This is a genomic window from Streptomyces sedi (genome assembly GCF_006335015.1).
Lineage (GTDB): Bacteria > Actinomycetota > Actinomycetes > Streptomycetales > Streptomycetaceae > Streptomyces > Streptomyces sedi.
In genome coordinates this window covers 66,940-87,695 of record NZ_VDGT01000013.1, presented here as the reverse complement: position 1 = coordinate 87,695, position 20,756 = coordinate 66,940, and the positions used below count along the sequence as shown (strand labels likewise).

The following is a 20,756-nucleotide window of genomic DNA, read 5'->3' as shown; positions in this document are numbered from 1 at the left end:
CGCAGACGACCACGATGCCGCACCGGCCAGGTGAGTGGTCGTCCTCAGCCCGGTGGCCGGTTACCCGCGCAGTTCCCCGCGCCCCTGAGGTGGACCGTGGCACCGGCCAGCGACAAACGTGCAGGCCAGAACCGGCCCCCGAAGGGGGCGCGGGGAACTGCGCGCTGCATCCGGGACGGGCCGCAGACGCCCACGATGCCGCACCGGACAGGTGGGTAGGCGCTCCCCCACCACACCCCCGTGGCGGGCCGCAGACGCCCACGGTGCCGCACCGGCCAGGTGGGTAGGCGCTTCGCCGGCCAACGGCAACCCTTGACGGCCCGCCGCCCCGTGGGGAAACTTTCGGTCTCGCCACGGAAAGGGTTTTCCGAACATGTCGGACGAGCAGCGCGCGGTCACCATCACCGAGGTCGCGGCGCGGGCCGGCGTCTCGATCAGCACGGCGTCGAAGGCCCTCAACCGCCGGGGCCAGCTGCGGAACGAGACCCGCGAGCGGGTCTTCGCCGCCGCCAACGAGCTGGGCTACCAGCCCAACGCCCTCGCCCGCAGCCTGGTGCAGCGGCGCAGCTACACCGTCGGGCTGCTCTCCACCGAGAGCGCCGACCGGTTCAACATCCCGCTCCATCTCGGCCTGGAGAACGCGCTGGGCGCCGGCCGGGTCGCCGTCTTCCTCTGCGACGGGCGGGCCGACCCCGAGCGGGAGCGGTTCTATCTGGAGTCGCTGCTCTCCCGCCGGGTGGACGGGATCGTCGTCACCGGGGTGCGCACGGACGCGCGCCCGCCGCTGGCGGGCGTTCCGCTGCCGGTGCCCGTCGTCTACGCGTACTCGCGTTCCTCCGATCCGGGTGATCTGTCCGTGCTGCCCGACGACGAGCAGGGCGGGCGGCTGGCCGCCGAGCATCTGCTGGCGGCCGGGCGGCGCACGTTCGCCCATGTCACGGGCCCGCCGGAGTACGCGGCGGTGCGGGACCGACTGACCGGGTTCCGCGCCGCGTTGGCCGAGGCGGGTGTCCCGCTGCCGGACGAGCGGGTGCGTTTCGGCCCGTGGCGGGAGGAGTTCGGCCGGGCGGCCACCGCCGAGCTGCTGGCCGGACTCCCGGATGTCGATGCCGTGTTCTGCGGCAACGACCTGCTGGCGCGCGGCGCGCTGGACACGTTGCGGGAGAGCGGGCGGCGGGTGCCGGAGGACGTGGGCGTCGTCGGCTTCGACAACTGGGGCGTGCTGGCTGAGGGCGCCCGGCCGCCGTTGACCTCGGTCGACATGGACCTCCAGGGGTTGGGCGAGCTGGCCGCCCGGCGGCTGCTCTCGCTGATCGAGGGCAACCGCGAGTCCGGGCTGGTGCGCCAGCCCTGCCGGCTGGAGGTCCGTGACTCGGGCGGCGGCCCCGCCGTGCGTTGACCCCGTTCCCCCCACCATCGTGAAACACCCCGAACCGCCGCGACAGTGAGGACGTTCCGCCATGCCCCAGACCGAGACCGCCCGAAACGAGACGCCCCTCGCCGCCCCCGCCGACCCGCGCGGCGCGCCGGGCGCGCGGCTGTCGCCGGTGCCGCTGGGCGCGGCGACGCTGACCGGGGGGCCGCTGGCCGAGGCGAGGGAACGCAACCGGACGATCACCCTGGAGACCATCCACCGGCGCTGCGAGGAGTGCGGCGCGATCGACAACCTGCGGCGGGCCGGCGGGCTGCTGGCGGGCGACCCGGTCGCCGACTTCCAGGGCGCGTTCTACGCCGACTCCGACGTGCACAAGTGGCTGGAGGCCGCCTGCTGGCAGCTCGCCGAGACGCCGGAGGACGACGCGCTGCGCGCGCGGGTGGACGAGGTGGTGGCCGTCCTGGAGGCGGCGCAGGGCGAGGACGGCTATCTCAACTCGTACTTCATGGGCGAGCGCGCCGCCCGGCGCTGGACCAATCTCAGGGACGAGCACGAGATGTACTGCGGCGGGCACCTGGTGCAGGCGGCCGTGGCGCACTTCAGGGCGACGGGGGAACGGCGGCTGCTCGCCGTGGCGGAACGGTTCGCCGCGCACGTCTGGAGCGTCTTCGGCCCCGGTCGGCGCCCGGGCGCCGACGGGCACCCCGGGTACGAGACCGCGCTGGTCGAACTGGCGCGGGCCACCGGCGATCCGCGGTACGCGGAGCAGGCGCTGTGGTTCGTCGAGCAGCACGGCGCGACCCCGCCGGCGATCGGCGGCCGTGCCTACCACCTGGACCACGAGCCGCTGGCCGCGCAGCGGGAGGTGGTGGGGCACGCGGTGCGGGCCCTCTACCTGTACACGGGCGCCACCGACCTGCTGACCGAACTCCCCGAGAGCGCCGCCTCGTTGGACCCGGCGGTCGACGCGCTGTGGCGCGACTTCACCGACCGCAAGCGGTATGTGACCGGCGGCGGTGGTGCGCGGCACGACGGCGAGGCGTTCGGCGCGGCCTGGGAGTTGGACGACGAACGGGCCTACGCGGAGAGCTGCGCGTCCGTGGCGCACTTCCAGTGGGCGTGGCGGATGCTGCTGCGGTCGGGGGTCGGCGCCGGTGGCGGGGCCGGGGAGTTGCGGGACGCGATGGAGCAGGTGCTGCACAACGGGCTGCTGTCGGGCGTCGGGCTGGACGGCGAGCACTTCTTCTACGTCAACCCGCTGGCGGACAACGGGGGTCACCGGCGCAGTCCCTGGTTCGGGACGGCGTGCTGCCCGCCGAACCTGGCGCGGCTGGTGGCGGCGCTGCCCGCCTACGCGTACGCGGTCGACTCCGTCGACCCCGCGACGCTGTGGGTGCTGCTGCTGGCCGAGGGGCGGGTGCGGGCCGAAGTGGCGGGCGGAACGCTGGAGTTGGCGGTCACGACGGCGTACCCGTGGGAGGGCGGGGTGCGCGTGGAGGTGGTGCGGGCGCCGGAAGGGGAGTGCGGGATCGCGCTGCCGGCGCCCGGCTGGGCGGACGCGCCGGTGGAGTGGGCGGTGGACGGCGTCGGGGTTGCCGGGGAGGCGGTGGACGGGTTCACGGTGCTGCGTCGGCGCTGGCGGGCCGGGGAGGTGGTGAGCGGCGTGTATCCGTTGGCGGTGCGGCCGGTGGTGGCGCACCCGTGGGTGCGGGCGGCGCACGGGCGGACGGCGCTGGCGCGGGGGCCGTTGGTCTTCTGCCTGGAGCAGGCGGACCATCCGGGGGTCGATGTGCGGGACATCGCGGTGGCTGGCGGGGCCGGCGCGGAGGGCTGGGAGGCCGAGTGGCGGCCCGAACTGCTGGGCGGAACGGTGGTGTTGCGCGGCGAGGGCCTGGCCCGGCCGGCGCCGGCGCCGGACGCCCCGCTGTACCGCTCCGCGGGGGCGCGGGAGGTGGGTGAACGTGAACGGGTGGCGTGGGAACGGGTGGCGCTGACGGCGGTTCCGTATCGGTTGTGGGCGAACCGGGAGGCGGGGCCGATGCAGGTGTGGCTGCCGGAGGTGTGAGTGGGGGTGCGCCGCGGTCGCGGTGCGTGGCCGGGTGCGGGCCGGTGGGCGGTTGCTCGCGCAGTTCCCCGCGCCCCCGAGGTGGACCGTGGCACCGGCCGGCGACAACCGTGCGGGTCAGAGCCGACCCGAAGGGGCGCGGGGAACTGCGCGATGCATCCGGGGCGGGCCGCGGACGACGAACGAGCGGGGCCGAGCAGGTGCGTGGTCGAGTGCGGCCCGGTGGGCGGTTGCTCGCGCAGTTCCCCGCGCCCCCGAGGTGGACCGTGACACCGGCCGGCGACAAACGTGCGGGTCAGAACCGGCCCGAAGGGGCGCGGGGAACTGCGCGCTGCATCCGGGGCGGGCCACGGACGACGAACGAGCGGGGCCGAGCAGGTGCGTTTGTCCGGTGCGGCCCGGTGGACGGTTGCTCGCGCAGTTCCCCGCGCCCCCGAGGTGGACCGTGGCACCGGCCAGCGACAAACGTGCGGGTCAGAGCCGACCCGAAGGGGCGCGGGGAACTGCGCGGCGCATCCGGGGCGGGCCACGGACGACGAACGAGCGGGGCCGAGCAGGTGCGTGGTCGAGTGCGGCCCGGTGGGCGGTTGCTCGCGCAGTTCCCCGCGCCCCTGGGGTGGACCGTGGCTCACGCCGTGTGGAGGGTGAGGTGGGTGGTGCCGGTCGCGGGTGGGGCCGTCGCGAGGAGGCGGACGCGGTGGACGGTGGAGCCCCAGACGGCGGCCAACTTCGGGTCCTCCAGAGGGCGTTCCTCCGCCAGTAGGCAGAAGACCGACGCGTCGTAGTCCAGCAGCAGCCGCCGTCCCGGCGCGCCCAGCAGCAGGCTGCCCGGCGTCGGCCCCGCGGCCGGCGGGTGGGTGGTGACCAGGTGCAGCGCCAACGCGTGCGGCGGCGCGTCGAGGCGCCAGCGTTCCGTGACGGCGATCTCGGACCGTTCGCCGGGGCCGCCCCGGCGCAGCGCCACCGTGCGGCGCCACGCGCGGACGCCGGCCTCCGGCGGCCAGGCCGTCGCCAGGTCCATCGTCAACGAGGCCGCGCGGTCGTCGAGTTCGGCCGTCACGTCGGTGGCGGCGTGGCGGGCACCGGCCGACTGCGGGATGTCGTTGACCAGTGGCAGGTTGTGCCAGGCCGAGCCCATCGTCCAGACGCCGTAGCGGTCGGGCCCGAAGGCCGTCGCGTCGTAGGTGCCGACGCCGAGGTCGATCAGCACCGGCGCACCCCGGTGGGCGACGAGGAACGTGCCCACGTCGTTGTGGTTGTGCGACTCGTCGTTGTGGCCGCCCTTCGCGGCCAGAAAGAGGCCGTCGGGGTCGCCCTCGCGTTCCCTGGCGACGAGCAACTGGGTGTACGGCAGCCACCGTTGGCGGACCAGCGGCGGCCGGGCGAGGCCGTCGGCGCGGGCGGCGTGCCAGGCGTCGTCGAGCAGCGGGGTGAGCAGCCGGGCGAGCGAGACGTCGGGCGCGTCCAGCGAGGCGGCCGGCGCGGTGGCGGCGGCCAGTTCGGTGGCCTCGCGGTCGCCGACCCGTGCGCCGTAGCGGAAGAGCAGCCCCGGCTCGACGTTGGGCAGCCGGGCCGGGCCGTCGGCGAAGTTGACCCACCAGGGTCCGGCGACATGCGCGGTGACCGGGTAGCGCACCAGCGCGGCCGTGCGCGGCATCCGCAGCGCGGCCTGGTCGCCGGTGGCGTCGGCGAGGGTCTCGACGGCCTCGAAGTAGGAGGCGGCGGAGCGCCACCAGTAGGCGAGGCCCTCGTCGCAGCCGCCGTCGTCGGGCAGTTGGGCGAGGTAGCGGTCCAGCGCGCCGACGGCCCGTTCGACGTCGGTCAGCAGCGTCTCGGGCGAGTCCTCCAGCAGCAGGGCGGTGGGCAGCAGGTTGGCGACGATCCAGCTGGTCCAGTTGTTCAGCCGCTCCCCCGCGAGGCCCAGCCACCACCAGTCGTCCCTGGCGCGGAACGGGGCGAGCACCCGGGTGCGGACCTCGGTGGCGATCAACTCGCGTAGCGCGTCGGGAAGTTCCTCGCCGACCAGCAGCCGGGTGTAGGCGAGCAGGGCGGCGGTCTCGGCGGCGAAGAGGTCGACGGTCGGCCGCGCGGGGTCGGGCGCGGGCAGCCCGTCGGTGTCGCGGCCCAGCTCGTGGGCGGGCACGCACCAGGTCGTCTCCGCGCACAGCAGCCGTACCAGCGACTCCAGTTCGGCGGTGGCGGTGCCGGGCCCGGCCAGCAGGGTGTGGACGACGGCGGCGGTCAGCCGGGTGCGGCGGGCGAAGTAGGCGTGCTCGTGGCGGGCCCGGTCGCCGGTGCGGCCGTAGGCGGCGAAGCCGTCGTCCGTCAACGGGGGCAGCACGTCGGCGAGATGGGCCTCGGCGAGGGCGAGGGTGCGCAGGCGCTGCGGCTCGGGGACCCGGCTCCACGCGGCCCGGTCGGAGGCGGGCGGCAGGGGGCGCCAGGCGCCCGGCGGGGGCAGTGTGGCGGCGAGCCGCTCGCGCGGGTGGAGGTCGCTGAGCCGGTGGTGCTGCACGTTGGGGTCCCTCCGTGCTGGTCGCCGATCGCGCGAAGCCCGGTTGCTCCGGCGTTCGGTCCTTGGTGCGGGTGGTGCGGGTGGTGCGGGTTGGTGCGGGTGGCGCGAGGGGTCGGGTGGATTGCTCCGGTCGTGACTGGTCAGGCGGGGCGCGAGACGGTTCTGTTCCTCCTTCGTCTCCTCTTCGCCTCCTTCTTCGTCTCCTTCTTCGTCGCCGAGCGGCTCGGGGGTTGTCGCGGGGTGGCCCGGCCGTCCTGGTGCCGCCGCTTGCTGCTTCCCAGGCGCCCCCGCGCAAAACCGCTTCCGACCGCTCTCGACCATCTCTGACCGTTGCACGCCATCCCGGTTACGGGAACTGCCGTTCGGCTTCCGCGAACTGCGACCGTAAGAGCGGCGACCGACGGCGGACCGTTCCGGGTCGGACATCCGTGCGTTCACCCACCTCGCCCCTCGGGCGGTGCGCGGACGAGACTTTTACATCGATGAAGGGGAACTCCGCAACCCCTCCGCCGTCTGGCGGTTCGCCCGCGCACGGTGCACCGTGCTGAACGTGCGCGATGCGTCGGGTGCCCGCCGAACGGTGCCCGGCAACGCGTTCCGCCTGTCCGCCCGTTGACCACCCCGCGTGGTCGACGGACCCCACCGAGAGAAGGCAGGGACACCACCTCCATGAGCCGAACGAGCCTGATATCGACGCGCCGGGCCAGACGGACGACGCTGCTGGGTGCCGGTGTGGCCGTGCTGTGCGCCGCGTTGCTGAGCGCGCCGGCGGCCTCGGCCGCGTTCCCCGGCGCGGAAGCCGAGGCGCCGGCGGTCGCCGCGCCCTCGGACCCGGCGTCCACCGACGTGGCGCCGACCGCGACCGGCACCCCGATCACCGAGGGCACCGCGCTCTACCCGCGCGTGATCCGGCTGGCGCACAACGGCGAGGCCAACGGCCGGGTGCTCGCCAGCACCGTGACCTTCGACGGCGGCGACGGCCTCGGCGCCATCCACGAGTCGACCGACGGCGGCGACAGCTTCACGCGGGTGGGCACCGTCGCCGACCCGGACTCCGCCGGCGGCCAGGGCCTGTGCTGCACCACCCTCTACGAACTGCCGCGCCAGGTCGGCGACCTGCGCGCCGGCACCCTGCTGTGGGCCTCGTCGGCCGGCGGCGACGAGGCGGACCGGCGGATGGGGCTGCGCGTCTGGGCCAGCGACGACGTCGGCCGCAGCTGGGAGTACCTCTCCACGATCGCGGTCGCCGCCAACGACGGCGGGCTGTGGGAACCGGAGTTCTCGATCGCCGCCGACGGCGCGCTGGTCGCGCACTACGCGGACGAGACCGACCCCGCGCACAGCCAGAAGCTGGTCGCCGCCCGCTCCTACGACGGCGTCGCCTGGGGCGACCACCGGAACACCGTCGCGAGCACCTGGGAGCCCGACCGGCCCGGAATGCCGGTCGTCCGGCAGCTGGGCGACGGCTCGTACTTCATGATCTTCGAGATCTGCAACCCCGGCGGCCAGTACCAGTGCGTGGTCCACTACCGCGTCTCGCCCGACGGCTGGGACTGGGGCGACCCCGCCCACCTGGGCTTCCGCCCGGAGACCGCCGACGGCAAGTACCTGCGCGCCGCGCCGACCGTCGCCTGGTCCCCGGCGCCCGACGGCAACCCGAACGGTCAACTGGTGATCGTCGGCCAGATGGTGCTGAACGCGGACGGTTCCACCGCCGCCGAGAACGGCCGGATCGTGCTGGTCAACACCGAGGGCGGCGCCGGCCCCTGGCGGGCGGCCCCCGCACCGGTCGAGGTGCCGACGGCGGAACCCAACTTCTGCCCCAACTACAGCTCCCCGCTGCTGCCTTCGGCCGACGGCACGGAACTGCTCCAGATCGCGACCGACTGGGAGGGCGACACCTGCCGCGCCTACGCGGCGACGGGACCGCTCGGCTGAGCGGAACCGAGCGAGGCTGAACGGGGACGGGCTGAACGGGAAGCGACCGGCCGTTCCCGTTCAGCCCGTTCGACCCGTTCAGCCCGCGCTCGGCCCGTTGGCGCGGTGATCGGCGCGGTGATCGGCGCGGTCCGGGGTGGCGGGCGGCGGGGTCGCCGTCCAGCCGCCGAGGATGTCGATCGCGCGGGCCGTCTCCGACTCCGGCTCGACGTTGTAGACGCAGAGCACCTGGTCGGGGTCGCCCGGCACCGGGAACGACTCGTAGTGGAAGTCCAGCTGACCAACCAGCGGATGGCGGTAGCGCTTGAGCCCGTGGGTGCGGCTGAGCACCCGGTGGTCGTGCCACCAGTGGCCGAACTCCGGTGAACGCACCATCAGTTCGCCGACCAGGTCGGTCAGCTGCCGGTCGTGCGGATAGCGTCCCGCCTCCAGCCGCAGCATCGCCACGGTCTCGGCCGCGCCCTGTTCCCAGTCCACCAGGCGGTGCCGCGCCTCCGGGTTGAGCAGGATGAAGCGGGCGACGCTGCGCTGCTTGGCCGGCAGCCCGTCGAAGTCGGTCATCACCTCGCGGGCCAGCCGGTTGGTCGCCAGCACCTCGGTGCGGCGGCCGATGACGAACGCCGGGACCCGTTCCAACGCCTCCAGCGTCATCCGCAGTCCCGGCCGCGCCCGCTGCGGGCTGGCCGGGGCGCGGCGGGCCGCCGCCGGGCGGGGGCGGGCCAGCAGGTTGCCCAGGTGCTCGCGTTCGGAGTGGTCCAGGCGCAGCGCGGCGGCGAGCGCCTCGACGACCTCGGGCGAGGGGTTGCGGGCCCGGCCCTGTTCGAGCCGGGTGTAGTACTCGGTGCTCACGCCCGCCAGCCGCGCGACCTCGTCGCGGCGCAGCCCCGGAACGCGGCGGGGGCGGGGGTCGGGCGCCAGCCCCGCCGCGTCGGGGGTGACCCGGGCCCGGCGGGTGCGGAGGAAGTCGGAGAGTTCGCTACCACGGTCCACTCCCCCAGTGTGCGGGGTGGCGGCGCACGGACGGGGGGCGCTGGGTGGCCCTGCCGGTACCAGTCCGGGCGGTACCGGTCCGGGCGGGGCTGGTCGGGAGGGGGCCTCGTGGGGCGCCCCGCGGCGGGTCGGCGGCTGGTGTGCTGGAGAGGCGGCCGGCGGTGAGACGCCACCGGCTCCCCCAACGACCCAGGGAAAGGGGACACCGCGTGTCCACCAACGTCACCACCACCCCGACCGCCACCGGGCGCCCGCTGGCGGGCCGGGTCGCCGTCGTCACCGGCGCGTCGAGCGGCATCGGCGCGGCCACCGCCGAGCACCTGGCCGAGCTGGGCGCCCGGGTCGCGCTACTGGCGCGGCGCGAGGAGCGGCTGGAGCAACTGGCCAAGCGGATCGAGGGCGCCGGCGGCACGGCGCTGCCGCTGGGCGTCGACCTCACGGAAGAGGCGGCCGTGAACGCGGCGGCCTCGCGGATCGCCGCCGAACTCGGCGACGCCGACCTGGTGTTCAACAACGCCGGGGTGATGCTCTCCTCGGCCGTCGACTCCGGCGAGCTGGACCTCTGGCGCCGCCAGCTCGACCTCAACGCGGGCGGGGTGCTGCACGTGGTCTCCGCGTTCGTTCCGCAACTGCTGCGCTCGGCGGCGGAGAAGGGCGTCGGCGACCTGTTCAACATCAGCTCGGTCGCGGCGACCGGCGTCTACCCGAAGTTCTCCGTCTACTCGGCGACGAAGGCGTTCGTCTCCCACCTCTCCGCGAACCTGCGGGCCGAGCTGGGCCCGCGCGATGTGCGCGTGACCGCGCTCGAACCGGGCATCGTGGAAACGGAGTTGCAGGAGCACGTGACGGACGAGGGCGCGCTGGAGTGGCTGGCCGGCACGCGGAAGCAGCACGCGTGGCTGGAGGCGGGCGACATCGCCGCCACGGTCGGCTTCCTCGCGGCGCTGCCGCCCCGCGTCAACGTGCGGCACCTGGCGGTGACCCCCACCGGCCAGGTGTGACCTCTGGCCCGGGCCGCGGCCGACCAACGAGCCGGACCGTCCGGTTTCGTGGTCGACCGCATCCCCGGCGGCCGGTTGCCCGCGCGGTTCCCCGCGCCCCTGGCTCCGCCGGTGGGCGGCCTGGGAACGCACTCACCTCAGGCCGGTGACGCCCCAAGGGGCGCGGGGAACTGCGCGAATGCTCAGTGACGGGCCGCGGACGAGCACTCACGTGGGTGGCTTGGGTGGGTGGTCGACCGGCGCCCCACCGGCGAGGTGGACGGCGAGGGTGCCGGACTCAAGGGCCACGTGGAGCGCCCCCGCCGCGTCGAAGGCCAGTCCGTGGGGTTCCGACCCGGCGTCGTCGAGCGGGAACTCCTCGACACTCCCCTCCGCGTCCATCGCCCCGATCCGCCCCGCCGCCCACGCCGTGTACCAGCAGCGGCCGTCGGGCCCGTGCAGCACGGCGTGCGGCCGGCAGCCCCGGTCGGGCAGCGGGAACTCGTCCACCCGTCCGTCCGCCGTCATCCGCGCCAGTTGGCCGGCGCCGATCTCGGCGCACCAGAGCGCGCCGTCCGCGCCCACGGTCAGCCCGACGGGCGCGGCGCCCTCGGTAGGCAGCGGGTGGCGGCTGACCCGCCCGTCCACAGTGATCCTGGCCAACGCGTCGGCCTGGTTGAGCGTGCACCACAGCGCCCCGTCCGGTCCGGCGACGATCGCGGCGGGGAAGGCGCCGGGCCAGGGCAGCGGGAACTCGTCCACGCGCCCGTCCACCGTGATCCGCCCGACGCGGTCGACGCGCGACTGTGTGAACCACAGCGCGCCGTCCGGCCCCGCCGCGATGCCGTACGGGCCGGACTCGGGCGTGGGCGGCGCGAAGGAGGTGGCGCGGCCCCGGGTGTCGATCCGGCCGACGCGGTGGTCGCCGTAGCGGGTGAACCACAGCGCGCCGTCCGGCCCCGGCGCGATCACCGTGGGCGCGCAGCCGGGGTCGTCGAGCGGGTGGGTGTCGATCCGCCCGTCGGGCGCGAGCCGGCCGACGGCCCCCGCGTGGACCAGGGTGAACCAGAGCGCGCCGTCCGGTCCGAGGGCCAGCGCGTAGGGGCCGCCGGCCCGCCCGTCTGGCACCTCGATCGCGGTCCACGGCGACGGCGGGGCGGGCGGAGCCGGCGCGGCCGGGGGGCGTGCGGGTGTGAGGGAGAGGCGCTCGCCGCGCCAGCGGGCGCGCAGGCGGCGGTCGTGGCTGACGACGACGACCGTCCCCGGATAGTCGGCCAGGGCCGCCTCCACCTCCTCGACCAGCGCGGGCGAGAGATGGTTGGTCGGCTCGTCGAGCAGCAGCACGTCGACGGGCGCGTCGACCAGGCGGGCCAGCGCGAGACGCTGCCGCTGGCCGGTGGAGAGCCGTGCCACCGGCACGTCGAACCGTTCGGCGGCGAACAGGCCGAGGGCCAGCAGCCGTTCGGCGTGTTCCTCCCTGGTGCCCGGCCTGCCGGCGGCGAAGGCCGCCAGCAGGGTCTGCCCGGGAAGGGCCGGCGGCGGCTCCTGGCCGAGCCGGGCGACGCGGCCACGCGCGGTGAACCGGCCACGGTCCGGAGCGAGTTCGCCGGCGAGCACGCTCAACAGGGTGCTCTTGCCCGAGCCGTTGACCCCGGTGACCAGCAGCCGGTCGCCGGCCTCGACCGCGAGGTCGAGCGGCGCGAGCCGGCCGTCGACGGCGAGCCCCTCGGCGGCGAGGACCGTGCCGGTCAGGGCGTCGGCGCGCAGCGCCGGGCGGAAGCGCAGCGGCTCGGGCGGCGGCGGCACCGGGTCGGCGCGCAGCCGGCGGAGGCGTTCCTCCGCGTTGCGCACCCGGCCGGCGACCGAGCGCTGCACCCGGCCGCCGGCCCGGTCGTAGGCCATCTTGTTGCCGTCGCGGATCCCGCGCCCCGGCGCGACGCGGCGGGCCGTGGTGGCGGCGGCCTCGGTCAGCCGCTCGGTCTCGGCGAGCCAGGCGGCGTGGGCGTCGGCCCAGCGGCGGCGGGCGGCGGCGTGTTCGGCGAGGTAGCCGGCGTAGCCGCCGCCGTGGCGGACGAGTCGGCGGCGGTCGGCGTCCAGCTCCCAGACGGTGGTGGCGACCCGTTCCAGCAGGTCGCGGTCGTGGGAGACCAGCACGGTGGTGCCGCGCCGGCCGCGCAGGTGGTCGGCGAGCCAGTCGACGGCGCGGTCGTCGAGGTGGTTGGTCGGCTCGTCGAGCAGCAGCACCTCGGGGGCGGCGGCCAGCAGCGCGGCGAGCCGCAGCCGGCCCAACTCGCCGCCGGAGAGGGTGCCGACGCGCCGTTCGGGCGGCAGGGCGGACAGGCCGAGGCCGGCGAGCGCGCGTTCCAGCCGGGCGTCGGCGTCGTAGCCGCCGCGCAGCTCGAAGACGGTCAGCAGCCGGCCGTACTCCTCGCCCCCGGGCCCGAGCGCGACGCGCTCGTCGGCGGCCATCCGCGCCTCCAGGGCGCGCAACCGGCTCTCCACGGCGCGGAGTTCGGCGAGGGAACGGTCCAGGACCCGCTGGACGGTGAGGTCGGCGGGCAGCGTCTCCTCCTGGAGGAAGTGGCCGACGCCGCCCTCGGCGCGGACCACGACCCGGCCCTCGTCGGGCCGGTCGACGCCGGCGAGCAGCCGCAGCAGGGTGCTCTTGCCGGAGCCGTTCTCCCCTACGACGGCGGCGCGTTCACCGGCAGGGAAGGAGCAGTTGACCGCGGAGAGAACGGGGCGGCCGTCGAAGGTCCTGGTGAGGTCGTGTGCGGTGATCTGGGTGCGCAAGGGTGGGCTCCGTGGTGTGCGAGGCGGGAGCGGCCGGAACGGGCCGCGCGGTCGGACGAACACCTCGGATGAGCACCAGGACACCCCATAAATGCGACAACAGTTGCATTAGGATGTTGCCATGGAGCCTCCAGCACCGTCAACCGACATGCCGCAGGACCCGCCCGCGCCCCGCCGCCGCCCCGGGGGGCGCACCGCCCGGGTCCGCGCGCTGGTGCACGGGGCGGTGCGCGAGCAGCTGGTGGCCGAGGGCTACGACGGGCTGACGGTGGACGCGGTCGCCGCCCGTTCCGGCGTGCACCGCACCACGGTCTACCGCCGCTGGCGGGACGTCGGCGGGCTGCTGGCCGACGTGCTGGACTCGGCGGCCGACGACGGCTGGGCGCCGCCCGACACCGGCTCGCTCGAAGGCGACCTGACCGCGCTCAACGAGGAGGTCGCGGCCGGGCTCACCGAGGACCCGCCGATCGCCATGGCGCTGATCGCCGCGTCCTTCCGCTCCCCCGAGGCCGCCGAGGCGCTGCGCCGCTTCTGGGACGACCGCTACCGCCGCTGCGCGCCGGTGGTGGAACGGGCGGCGGCGCGCGGCGAGTTGCCGGGCGCCGCCACGGACGACCGCGCGCTGCTGGTCGCCGCCACCGCGCCCGTCTACCACCGCCTCGCCCTGCTGCGCGCCCCCGCCGACCCGGCCCTCCCCGCCACCGCCGCCCGCACGGCGGCCCTGGCGGCGGGCGCGGGGGCGTTCGCCGTTCCGGGGTGACGCGATACCCGGGTGCCCCGGCCGGGCACCGGTGGCAGGGTGGGGGGATGGGTGACGAGCGCGGGGAGCGCGCGGAGGGGCCTCGGCGGCATCGGGACCTGGGTGGGGCGCTGACCGCGTTCGCCGACCGACTGCTGGTGGTCTGTCCCGGCTGCGGCGGGCGTGCCGTGGTGGTGCCGAGGCCGGACCTGCCGGCGCCGCGCTACGGCAGCGAACTGCTGTTCATGCCGCGCAGGTTGGCCTGCGGCGGCTGCGGCCTGGTCCGCGAGTGGAACGCGGAGCGGAAGGGCACCGCGCTGGTCGGCGCGGTGCTCGGCGAGTCGGACGACCCGTTCTTCGGCCGGCCGCTCTGGCTGCGGACGCCGTGCGTCGGCCATGTGCTGTGGGCCTACAACGCCGCGCACGTCGAGGCGTTGGCCGCCTATGTCGGCGCGACGATGCGCGAGCGCGGCCCGTTCTCCCCGACGTCGTCCATGATCGCCCGGCTGCCGGAGTGGATGAAGCGCGGGCGGCACCGCGCGCCGGTGCTGGCCGGGCTCGCCACCCTCGCCGAGCTGGCCGAACACTCCTCCCCCGCCGACCGCTCGCCGGCCGCCCACCCCGACGGCGGGCGCCCGCGTCCGCACGACGCGCGGCTGTTCACGAGTGAGCCGTGGTGAACGGCGCGGATCACGCCCCGCCGCCGAGGTAGGCGAGGACCGCCAACACCCGGCGGTGGCCGGCGATGTCCTCGTGCAGCCCCAACTTCCGCAGGATCGCGCCGATGTGCTTGTTGACGGCGGCGCCCGAGACATGGAGCCGGCCGGCGATCTCCGCGTTGCCCAGGCCCTCGGCCATCAGCGCCAGCACCTCGTGCTCACGCGGCGTCAGCCGGGAGACGGGGTCGGCGCCGCGGCGCAGCAGTTGGCGCACCACCTCGGGGTCGAGCGCGGTGCCGCCGGCCGCGACGCGTTCCACCGCGGCGACGAAGTCGGCGACCGCGGCGACCCGGTCCTTCAGCAGGTAGCCGACGCCCAACTCGCCGCCGAGCCGCAGCAGATGGCCGACATAGGACCGTTCCAGATACTGGCTGAGCACCAGCACCGGCAGCCCCGGGCGCGCGGCGCGCAGCTCCAGGGCGGCCCGCAGGCCGTCGTCCCCGTGGCCCGGCGGCATCCGCACGTCGGTGATCACCACGTCCGGCTCGTGCGCCAACGCCCGCTCGACCAGCGCGTCCGCGTCGCCGACGGCCGCCACCACCCGGTGGCCGAACCGGGTCAGCACCCCGACCAGCCCGTCCCGCAACAGCGCCGAGTCCTCGGCCAGCACCACGGTCAGCGACACGGCAACTCCGCCTGGAGCAGCGTCGGTCCGCCGTGCGGACTGGAGACCCGCAGCCGCCCGCCGGCCGCGTCCACCCGGTCGGCCAGCCCCTCCAGGCCGCCGCCCTCGGCCGGCGCCGCGCCGCCGCGCCCGTCGTCCCTGACGGCGAGGGTCAGCACGTCGGCCCGCACCCGCGCCTCGACCTCGGCGCCGGCGGCGCCGCTGTGCCGGGCGACGTTGGTCAACGCCTCGGCGACCAGGAAGTATCCGGCGCTCTCGATGCCCGGCGGCAGCCGCTCCGGCAGCTCCACGTCCAGCGCGACGGGCACGGGGGAACGGTCCGCCAGGTTCTCCAACGCGGCGCCCAGCCCGTGGTCGACGAGCGCCCTGGGGTGCACGCCCCGGCACAGCTCCCGGAGTTCGGCGATGGCCAACCCGATCTCCTCCTGGGCGTCGGCGAGTTGGCGCTCCGCCGGCGAGTCGGGGGCCGCGTCCAGCCGGGCGAGGCCCAGCCGCATCGTGACGGCCACCAGCCGCTGCTGGGCGCCGTCGTGCAGATCGCGCTCGATCCTGCGGCGTTCCGCGTCGAACGCGTCGACCAGCCGCGTCCGCGAGGCCCTGACCTCGGTCAACTCCCGCCCCAACTCCCCGTCCCTGGGCGCCAGCACCATCCGGGTCAGCGCCGCCCGCGCCCCGGCCCACGCGGTCAGCGTGAACGGCGCCGCCGGCAGCAGCGCCACGCCGACCACGAGCCAGGGCCAGGCCGAGGGGTCGTCCACCGGGGAGTACGCCAGCAGCGCCGGGAGCCCCAGCGCGAAGCCGAGCACCAGCAGGTCGAGCCACCACAGCGCGGTCAACGAGACGGCGGTGAAGCCCAGTTCGCGCCAGGTGGCCGGCTCACGCAGCCGGGCGGCCACCCAGGCGCGCGCGCCGGGGCGCGGGGGCGCGCGGTGCGGGTCGGGCACCGGGTCGAGGTCGACCAGCCGCAGCCGCCACCGTTCGACCCTGGTCACGAACACGCCGGAGAGCGCGACCGCCAGCAGGAGCGGCGCGCCGACGCCGACGACCACCGTCGCCAGGCCGAGCACCGCGAGCGTCAGCAGGACGACGGCGGCCAGCACGCCGAGGACGACGCCGCTCGCGGTGTAGAGCAGCGCCCGCCACGGCCAGGGCGTGGCGAGGAAGCGCAGCGGGTGCCGCGCGAGGGCGGACCAGGCGGTTCGTTCACGCACCGGGCGACCATAGCCGCCGGCCGGCGGGGCGCGCGGTAGTGCCCGCACTACCCTTTCCGTCTCTCGCGGGTCAGTGCCGGGGCCGGGGGCCTCGCGCTGGGATGGCGGCCATGTGGAGAGACGCAACAAGAGACGCGGGGGCCACCGCCCCGAGGACCGCCCGAACGCCCCGGCGCCGCGCGGCGCCGCGGCTCGCGGCGGGCGCCGTCGCGCTGCTGGCGCTGACCGGCGCGGCCCCGGCGGCGGGGGCCGCCGACGGGCGGCCGACGCTGGACGCCGCCTCCGTCGACGCCCATGTGCGCGACTATCTGGACGACACCGGGCTGCCGGGCGCCGTGGTCGCGGTGACCAGCGGCGAACGGGTGGTGCGGGCCGCCGGCTACGGCCACACCGCCGGGGGCCGGCCGTTGACGGCGCGGACCCCGGTGCCCGTCGCCTCGCTCTCCAAGTCGATGACGGCCTGGGCGGTGCTGCGGCTGGCGGCGGACGGCCGGATCGCGCTGGACGAGCCGGTGGCCGACCAGCTGCCGGAGTTCGCCATGGCCGACCCGAGGGCCGAGGAGATCACCGTCCGCCAACTCCTCCACCAGACCTCGGGGATGGCCGACTCGACCCACCCCGACCTGGTGCTCCCCCAGCCGGACAGCCTCGCCGAGGCCGTCGCCGCGCTGCGCGACGCGCGCCTCGCGGACGACCCCGGCACGGCCTGGCACTACCACAACACCCACTACGCGGTGGCCGCCCGGCTGGTCGAGGTGGTGAGCGGGGAGCCGTTCGCCGACTATCTGGCCGACGCAGTGCTCCGCCCGTTGGGGATGGAGGACAGCGTCACCGTCGACTCCACGGCCGAGATGCCGGAGGGCGCGCGCGGCCATGTGCGCGCCTACGGGCGGCTCTTCGAACGGGACCATCCGCGCTGGTTCACCGGCGGGGCGTTCGGGGTGGTCACCACCGCCGACGACCTGGGCGACTGGCTGGTGGCCCAGCACACCCTCGGGGTGTCGGCCGACGGCCGCCGGGTGCTGCCGGAGGCCGAGGCGCGGCTGGCGCACACCCCGCCCGAGGGGCGGGACTACGCCATGGGGTGGAGCGTGAGCCCGGAGGGCGAGCGCCCCGTGAAGCTGCGACACACCGGGCAGTTGCTCACCCACAACGCGATACAGATCCTGCTGCCGGAACGCGGCGTCGGCATCGCCGTGGCCACCAACACCGGGATGGTCTCGGGCGACGACGCCGTCGCGCTGGCCGACGGGCTGGTCGACCTGGCCGAGGGCCGCGCGCCCGGCGACCACAGGCCGTTCACCCTCACCGCCGACTGGGTGCTGGCGGCGCTCACCGTGCTGGCCATCGGACTGGGCGGGTGGGGCGCCCGGCGCGCGCGCCGCTGGGCACGGCGCGCGGCGGACCGCCCGCGCTGGCGCTCCGCGCCGGGGCTGCTGTGGCCGCTCGCGCCCCTCGCGCTGCTGTTCTGGCTGCCCGAACTGTGCGGGCTGGCCATGGGCCGGCGCGGCACCTTCGGCCAGGTCGTGTACGTCTGGCCGGCGTTGGTGATCTGGACGGCGGCCGGCGCCGCCGCGTCGGCCGCCGTGCTCCTCGCCCGCTGCGGGGCGCTGGCCGCGCCGTCGGTCAGGCGGTGGCGCGCGCGCCGCGTCGCAGCAGCTCGGTGATCCTGATGAAGCCGTCCCCACCGTGGCCGAGCCCCACCGCCCGGTCGGTCAGCCCCTGGACGGCACGCATGATCCCCGCCTCGATGCCGTGGCGCTCGGAGGACTCGACGATGTGCGAGGCCGCCGACGCCGCCGAGGTCATCGGGCTGTCGTCGCCGCTGAACGTGCCCCGGTCCACCTCCTCGGCCAGCTCCTCGAAGATCGGCGGCAGGATCTTCGCGATCCCGTTGGCGAACGGCGCCAGCTCCCGCGCCCCGATGCCCTCCGCGCCGGCGACGGCCAGGGCGTGGGCGAAGCCGCCCATCGCCGAGTAGAAGACGTCGAGCAGCGCGATGTCGTAGGCGGCGGCAAGACCGATCTCCTCCCCGAGGTGGGTGTGGGCGGCGCCCAGCGCCTCCAGCACCGGCAGGTGCCGGCGGAAGGGCGCCTCGGGGCCGCTGTGCAGATAGACCGCGTCGGGGGTGCCGATGGTGGGGGTCGGCGTCATGATCGCGCCGTCGAGGTAGTCGACGCCGTGCTCCTCGGCCCAGGCCGCCAGTGCGCGGACGCGCTGCGGGATGTCGTTGGACAGGTTCACCAGCGTGCGCCCCCGCAGCGCCTCGGCCACCCCCTCGCCGCCGAGCACGCCCTCGACGGCGCGGTAGTCGACCACGCAGACCACGGTCAGTTCGCCGGCCGCGACCGCCTCGGCGGCGGTGGCGGCGGCGAGCGCGCCGCGTTCCACCAGGGCGCCTTCGCGGCCCGGCGTCCGGTTCCAGACGGTGGTCCGGTGGCCCCCGGCGAGGAACGCCCCGGCCAGCGCCCGGCCCATCGGCCCGAGCCCGAGCACGGTCACGGAAGACCGGTCGGTCGCGGGGTGTTGTGCGGTGGTGGTGGACTCGTCCATGGTGCTCCGCCTTCTTGTTTCCTTGACCCAACGGGTAACGACCCATACACAAACACGGATAAAAGGGGTATCGATGACGCGTAGCCGCGCCAACGACACCGAGGTGTGCGGCGTCACCGCCGCGATCGCCGTGATCGACGGCAAGTGGAAGACCGCCCTGCTCTGGCAGCTGGAGTCGGGCCCGCACCGCCCCGGCGAACTGCGCCGGCTGCTGCCGGGCGTCAGCGAGAAGGTGCTGACCACGGCGCTCCGCGAGATGGAGACCGACGGGCTGGTGCACCGACGCGTCTACGACGAACTCCCGCTGCGTACCGAGTACTCGCTGACCGCCTTCGGCCGCGAGCTGTCGGAGGTCCTGGGACCGCTCTCCGACTGGGGCCACCGCCGCCTGGAACGGCTCGTCGAGGCGGGCACCGCGCCCGCCCACTGAAGCCACCGCCCGCCCTCATCCGCACGGCCCGGCCCCGGCCGCCCCCACCAGCCTGACGGCGGGGGCGGGCGACGCCAAGTACCCACTTTTTTGTGGGTGCCCCGGGACGCGGCTGCCCGGCGCGGGTGCCCGGTGCGGGTGCCCGGTGTGGTGGACGCCGGCCCTAGGTTGTCTCGTTTGGATCTTCGTGGATCAGGGCGCGGCTCCCCCAGCCTCGCGGCTGGGAGGTGCCCCCATGATGCGGTGCATCGCAAGGCGCCGGATCGCAGCTCATACTTGGTCGTATTCGCGCGATTCGGTAACGCAGCGAGGTTCCCCCAGGCCCCTCGGGGGCCTGGGAGGTGCCCCCATCGCTGGCGTCGCGCCCCCGCGAAGATCCAAACGAGGCGACCTAGCTCCAGGTCGCGGTGTCGGGATCGATCCCGTGGGCCCGCGCGTTGGCGTCCACCACGCGGCGGAACCACGCCGCGAGGCCGACCCGGACGCCGTCGTAGTGCGCCGCGAACCCCGGGTCGGACGCGTACATGCGGCCCAGGCAGACCTGCATCCCCCGGGTGAGGGGGAAGTACGAGGCGAAGACCTCGCGATGCCGCTCGGCGAGCGCGTTGGCCTCCGCGCTGCCCGGAGCGACACCGGCGTCCATCGCCTCGCCGAGCGCGCGGTCGAGGGCGGTGACGGCGTCGGCGACGGCCCCCCACTCCTCGGGCCCGCGCGAGGCCGCACGCTCGACGTACTGCCGCCACTGCGCCGTGTCCCCGTAGCGCCGCCGCGCCTGGGCCGGCCACCGTGGGTCCCAGTCGGGGCCGAAGAGCGCGGCCTGCTGCTCGACGGTCAGCAGCAGGCCGCGCTCGTGGGCCTCGATCATCCGGTCCAGCCCGGTGCCGAGCCGCTGGAGGCGCTCGATCCGCTCGTCCACCTGCGCGCGCTGCGCGCGCAACGCGCCCGGCACGTCCGCCGTCGAGTCGTCCAGGACGGCGCGGATCGCGTCCAGGTCGAGCCCGAGCTCGCGGTAGACCACGACGCGGTGCAGGCGTTCCAGGTCGCCGGCGCCGTAGAGCCGGTACCCGGCGGCCGTGCGCGACGACGGCCGGGCGAGTCCGATCTCGTCCCAGTGGTGCAGCGCCCGGACCGTCACGCCCAGACGCGCGGAGACCTGTCCGACGGTGAGCCCTCCGGCGTCCGAGGGCTCGTCGGCGTCGACGGCTTCAGCCATGTTCCCCATTGTCGCCCCGGCCGGGGCGGGTGCCGGGGCCGGTGATCCCGATGGCCTCCAGGTTCCGCGCCTCCTGGCTCGCCGGGTCGAAGGGCTTCGCCGCGGTGAGCACGATCCGCGCGTTCTCGGGGGTGATCACCGTGATGTCGCGGGTGTTCCAGGGGGTGTCCCGAGGGCCGTCGACGGAGTCGGGGCGCAGCGCGCGGCAATCCGCGACGACGCCGTCGAGCTGGCTCAGCACACACGCGAAGCTCAGACCCATCGCCGGCGGCCGTTCCTGGGCCTCGGCCTCCGAGACGAGCAGCACGTCCTGGAACGCCCAGCGCCGCAGGTGCACCAGCGTGCCGGGGATGCCGAACAGCTCGAAGAAGCCGAGCCCGCGCACCCAGAAGTCGACGGAGGCCGCCAGGTCGTCGGTCGGCACGGTGGCGAAGGCGGGCATCCCGTAGATGCCACGGAACGGCTCCGGCGGCACCGCCTCGGGGCCTGGCGTGGGCACGGGGCTGATCTCGAACGCGTCGTAGTGGTCGCTCATGGCCCCGACCCTCCCGCCTCACGCCGCGTGAGGGTCAAGCCGGGACCGGTCGGACCTGGCGTGCGGTCGCTCGGG

General features: G+C 75.6%; 15 protein-coding genes and 2 pseudogenes. 8 read left to right on the top strand and 9 right to left on the bottom strand.

Going from position 1 to position 20,756, the window contains the following annotated elements; genetic code table 11:
• The first annotated feature begins 373 nt into the window (after window positions 1–373).
• Together FH715_RS17840 and FH715_RS17835 are read left to right on the top strand one after the other, a co-directional pair.
• Window positions 374–1,399 (top strand): LacI family DNA-binding transcriptional regulator, encoded by a 1,026-nt coding sequence (locus FH715_RS17840; RefSeq protein WP_139646474.1) that lies wholly within the window; start codon window positions 374–376, stop codon window positions 1,397–1,399.
• 61 nt (window positions 1,400–1,460) lie between these two features.
• The gene (locus FH715_RS17835; protein ID WP_139646472.1) at window positions 1,461–3,440 is read left to right on the top strand and encodes a glycoside hydrolase family 127 protein; all 1,980 of its coding nucleotides are present in this window, start codon (window positions 1,461–1,463) and stop codon (window positions 3,438–3,440) included.
• A gap of 628 nt (window positions 3,441–4,068) precedes the next feature.
• On the opposite strand, the gene FH715_RS17830 is transcribed toward FH715_RS17835, so the two are convergent.
• The gene (locus FH715_RS17830; RefSeq protein WP_170184756.1) at window positions 4,069–5,955 is read right to left on the bottom strand and encodes a heparinase II/III family protein; all 1,887 of its coding nucleotides are present in this window, start codon (window positions 5,953–5,955) and stop codon (window positions 4,069–4,071) included.
• 669 nt (window positions 5,956–6,624) lie between these two features.
• On the opposite strand from FH715_RS17830, the gene FH715_RS17825 reads away from it, so the two are divergent.
• Window positions 6,625–7,893 (top strand): sialidase family protein, encoded by a 1,269-nt coding sequence (locus tag FH715_RS17825; RefSeq protein WP_139646468.1) that lies wholly within the window; start codon window positions 6,625–6,627, stop codon window positions 7,891–7,893.
• Between the two features lie 78 nt (window positions 7,894–7,971).
• Here the strand turns inward: FH715_RS17825 and FH715_RS17820 are convergent, their stop codons facing one another.
• Window positions 7,972–8,883: a helix-turn-helix transcriptional regulator gene (locus FH715_RS17820; RefSeq protein WP_139646466.1), complete on the bottom strand. Its 912-nt coding sequence runs from the start codon at window positions 8,881–8,883 to the stop codon at window positions 7,972–7,974.
• A gap of 209 nt (window positions 8,884–9,092) precedes the next feature.
• Between FH715_RS17820 and FH715_RS17815 the strand changes: the two genes are divergently transcribed.
• Window positions 9,093–9,884: an SDR family oxidoreductase gene (locus tag FH715_RS17815; RefSeq protein ID WP_139646464.1), complete on the top strand. Its 792-nt coding sequence runs from the start codon at window positions 9,093–9,095 to the stop codon at window positions 9,882–9,884.
• Between the two features lie 207 nt (window positions 9,885–10,091).
• Here the strand turns inward: FH715_RS17815 and FH715_RS29555 are convergent.
• Window positions 10,092–10,982: pseudogene (locus FH715_RS29555) on the bottom strand (Vgb family protein); the annotation flags it as partial.
• Between the two features lie 45 nt (window positions 10,983–11,027).
• Window positions 11,028–12,656: pseudogene (locus FH715_RS29330) on the bottom strand (ABC-F family ATP-binding cassette domain-containing protein); the annotation flags it as partial.
• Between the two features lie 121 nt (window positions 12,657–12,777).
• Between FH715_RS29330 and FH715_RS17805 the strand changes: the two are divergent.
• Window positions 12,778–13,416 (top strand): TetR/AcrR family transcriptional regulator, encoded by a 639-nt coding sequence (locus tag FH715_RS17805; RefSeq protein ID WP_139646462.1) that lies wholly within the window; start codon window positions 12,778–12,780, stop codon window positions 13,414–13,416.
• A 47-nt stretch (window positions 13,417–13,463) separates the two neighbouring features.
• Window positions 13,464–14,075, top strand: a complete 612-nt coding sequence (locus FH715_RS28980; protein WP_246108818.1) for a hypothetical protein — start codon at window positions 13,464–13,466, stop codon at window positions 14,073–14,075.
• Window positions 14,076–14,085: 10 nt separating this feature from the next.
• Here the strand turns inward: FH715_RS28980 and FH715_RS17795 are convergent, their stop codons facing one another.
• Together FH715_RS17795 and FH715_RS17790 are read right to left on the bottom strand one after the other, a co-directional pair.
• The gene (locus FH715_RS17795; RefSeq protein WP_139646460.1) at window positions 14,086–14,739 is read right to left on the bottom strand and encodes a response regulator transcription factor; all 654 of its coding nucleotides are present in this window, start codon (window positions 14,737–14,739) and stop codon (window positions 14,086–14,088) included.
• Window positions 14,730–15,950: a sensor histidine kinase gene (locus FH715_RS17790; RefSeq protein ID WP_139646458.1), complete on the bottom strand. Its 1,221-nt coding sequence runs from the start codon at window positions 15,948–15,950 to the stop codon at window positions 14,730–14,732. The genes FH715_RS17795 and FH715_RS17790 overlap by 10 nt, the downstream gene beginning before the upstream one ends.
• A gap of 110 nt (window positions 15,951–16,060) precedes the next feature.
• Between FH715_RS17790 and FH715_RS17785 the strand changes: the two genes are divergently transcribed.
• Window positions 16,061–17,617 (top strand): serine hydrolase domain-containing protein, encoded by a 1,557-nt coding sequence (locus tag FH715_RS17785; protein ID WP_139646456.1) that lies wholly within the window; start codon window positions 16,061–16,063, stop codon window positions 17,615–17,617.
• Here the strand turns inward: FH715_RS17785 and FH715_RS17780 are convergent.
• Window positions 17,577–18,503 carry an NAD(P)-dependent oxidoreductase gene (locus tag FH715_RS17780; RefSeq protein ID WP_139646455.1) on the bottom strand — a complete coding sequence of 309 codons (927 nt, stop codon included), beginning with the start codon at window positions 18,501–18,503 and terminating at the stop codon, window positions 17,577–17,579. The two genes, FH715_RS17785 and FH715_RS17780, sit on opposite strands and share 41 nt — an antisense overlap.
• 73 nt (window positions 18,504–18,576) lie before the next feature.
• Here FH715_RS17780 and FH715_RS17775 point away from each other — a divergent pair, with 73 nt between their 5' ends.
• Window positions 18,577–18,933, top strand: coding sequence for a winged helix-turn-helix transcriptional regulator (locus tag FH715_RS17775; protein ID WP_097233771.1), 357 nt, complete (start codon window positions 18,577–18,579; stop codon window positions 18,931–18,933).
• A 391-nt stretch (window positions 18,934–19,324) separates the two neighbouring features.
• Here FH715_RS17775 and FH715_RS17770 read toward each other — a convergent pair whose 3' ends face one another.
• Both FH715_RS17770 and FH715_RS17765 read right to left on the bottom strand, forming a co-directional pair.
• Window positions 19,325–20,146: a MerR family transcriptional regulator gene (locus FH715_RS17770; protein WP_139646453.1), complete on the bottom strand. Its 822-nt coding sequence runs from the start codon at window positions 20,144–20,146 to the stop codon at window positions 19,325–19,327.
• On the bottom strand, window positions 20,139–20,681 hold the full coding sequence (locus tag FH715_RS17765; RefSeq protein ID WP_139646451.1) for a VOC family protein: 543 nt from the start codon (window positions 20,679–20,681) through the stop codon (window positions 20,139–20,141). The genes FH715_RS17770 and FH715_RS17765 overlap by 8 nt, the downstream gene beginning before the upstream one ends.
• Window positions 20,682–20,756 lie beyond the last annotated feature (75 nt).

What these genes read in the sequence shown, in the direction of transcription:
- FH715_RS17840 (WP_139646474.1), top strand. Translation starts at nt 374, where the DNA reads ATGTCGGACGAGCAGCGCGCGGTCACCATCACCGAGGTCGCGGCGCGG.
- FH715_RS17835 (WP_139646472.1), top strand. Translation starts at nt 1,461, where the DNA reads ATGCCCCAGACCGAGACCGCCCGAAACGAGACGCCCCTCGCCGCCCCC.
- FH715_RS17825 (WP_139646468.1), top strand. Translation starts at nt 6,625, where the DNA reads ATGAGCCGAACGAGCCTGATATCGACGCGCCGGGCCAGACGGACGACG.
- FH715_RS17805 (WP_139646462.1), top strand. Translation starts at nt 12,778, where the DNA reads ATGGAGCCTCCAGCACCGTCAACCGACATGCCGCAGGACCCGCCCGCG.
- FH715_RS28980 (WP_246108818.1), top strand. Translation starts at nt 13,464, where the DNA reads ATGGGTGACGAGCGCGGGGAGCGCGCGGAGGGGCCTCGGCGGCATCGG.
- FH715_RS17785 (WP_139646456.1), top strand. Translation starts at nt 16,061, where the DNA reads ATGTGGAGAGACGCAACAAGAGACGCGGGGGCCACCGCCCCGAGGACC.
- FH715_RS17780 (WP_139646455.1), bottom strand. Translation starts at nt 18,503, where the DNA reads ATGGACGAGTCCACCACCACCGCACAACACCCCGCGACCGACCGGTCT.
- FH715_RS17775 (WP_097233771.1), top strand. Translation starts at nt 18,577, where the DNA reads ATGACGCGTAGCCGCGCCAACGACACCGAGGTGTGCGGCGTCACCGCC.
- FH715_RS17770 (WP_139646453.1), bottom strand. Translation starts at nt 20,146, where the DNA reads ATGGCTGAAGCCGTCGACGCCGACGAGCCCTCGGACGCCGGAGGGCTC.
- FH715_RS17765 (WP_139646451.1), bottom strand. Translation starts at nt 20,681, where the DNA reads ATGAGCGACCACTACGACGCGTTCGAGATCAGCCCCGTGCCCACGCCA.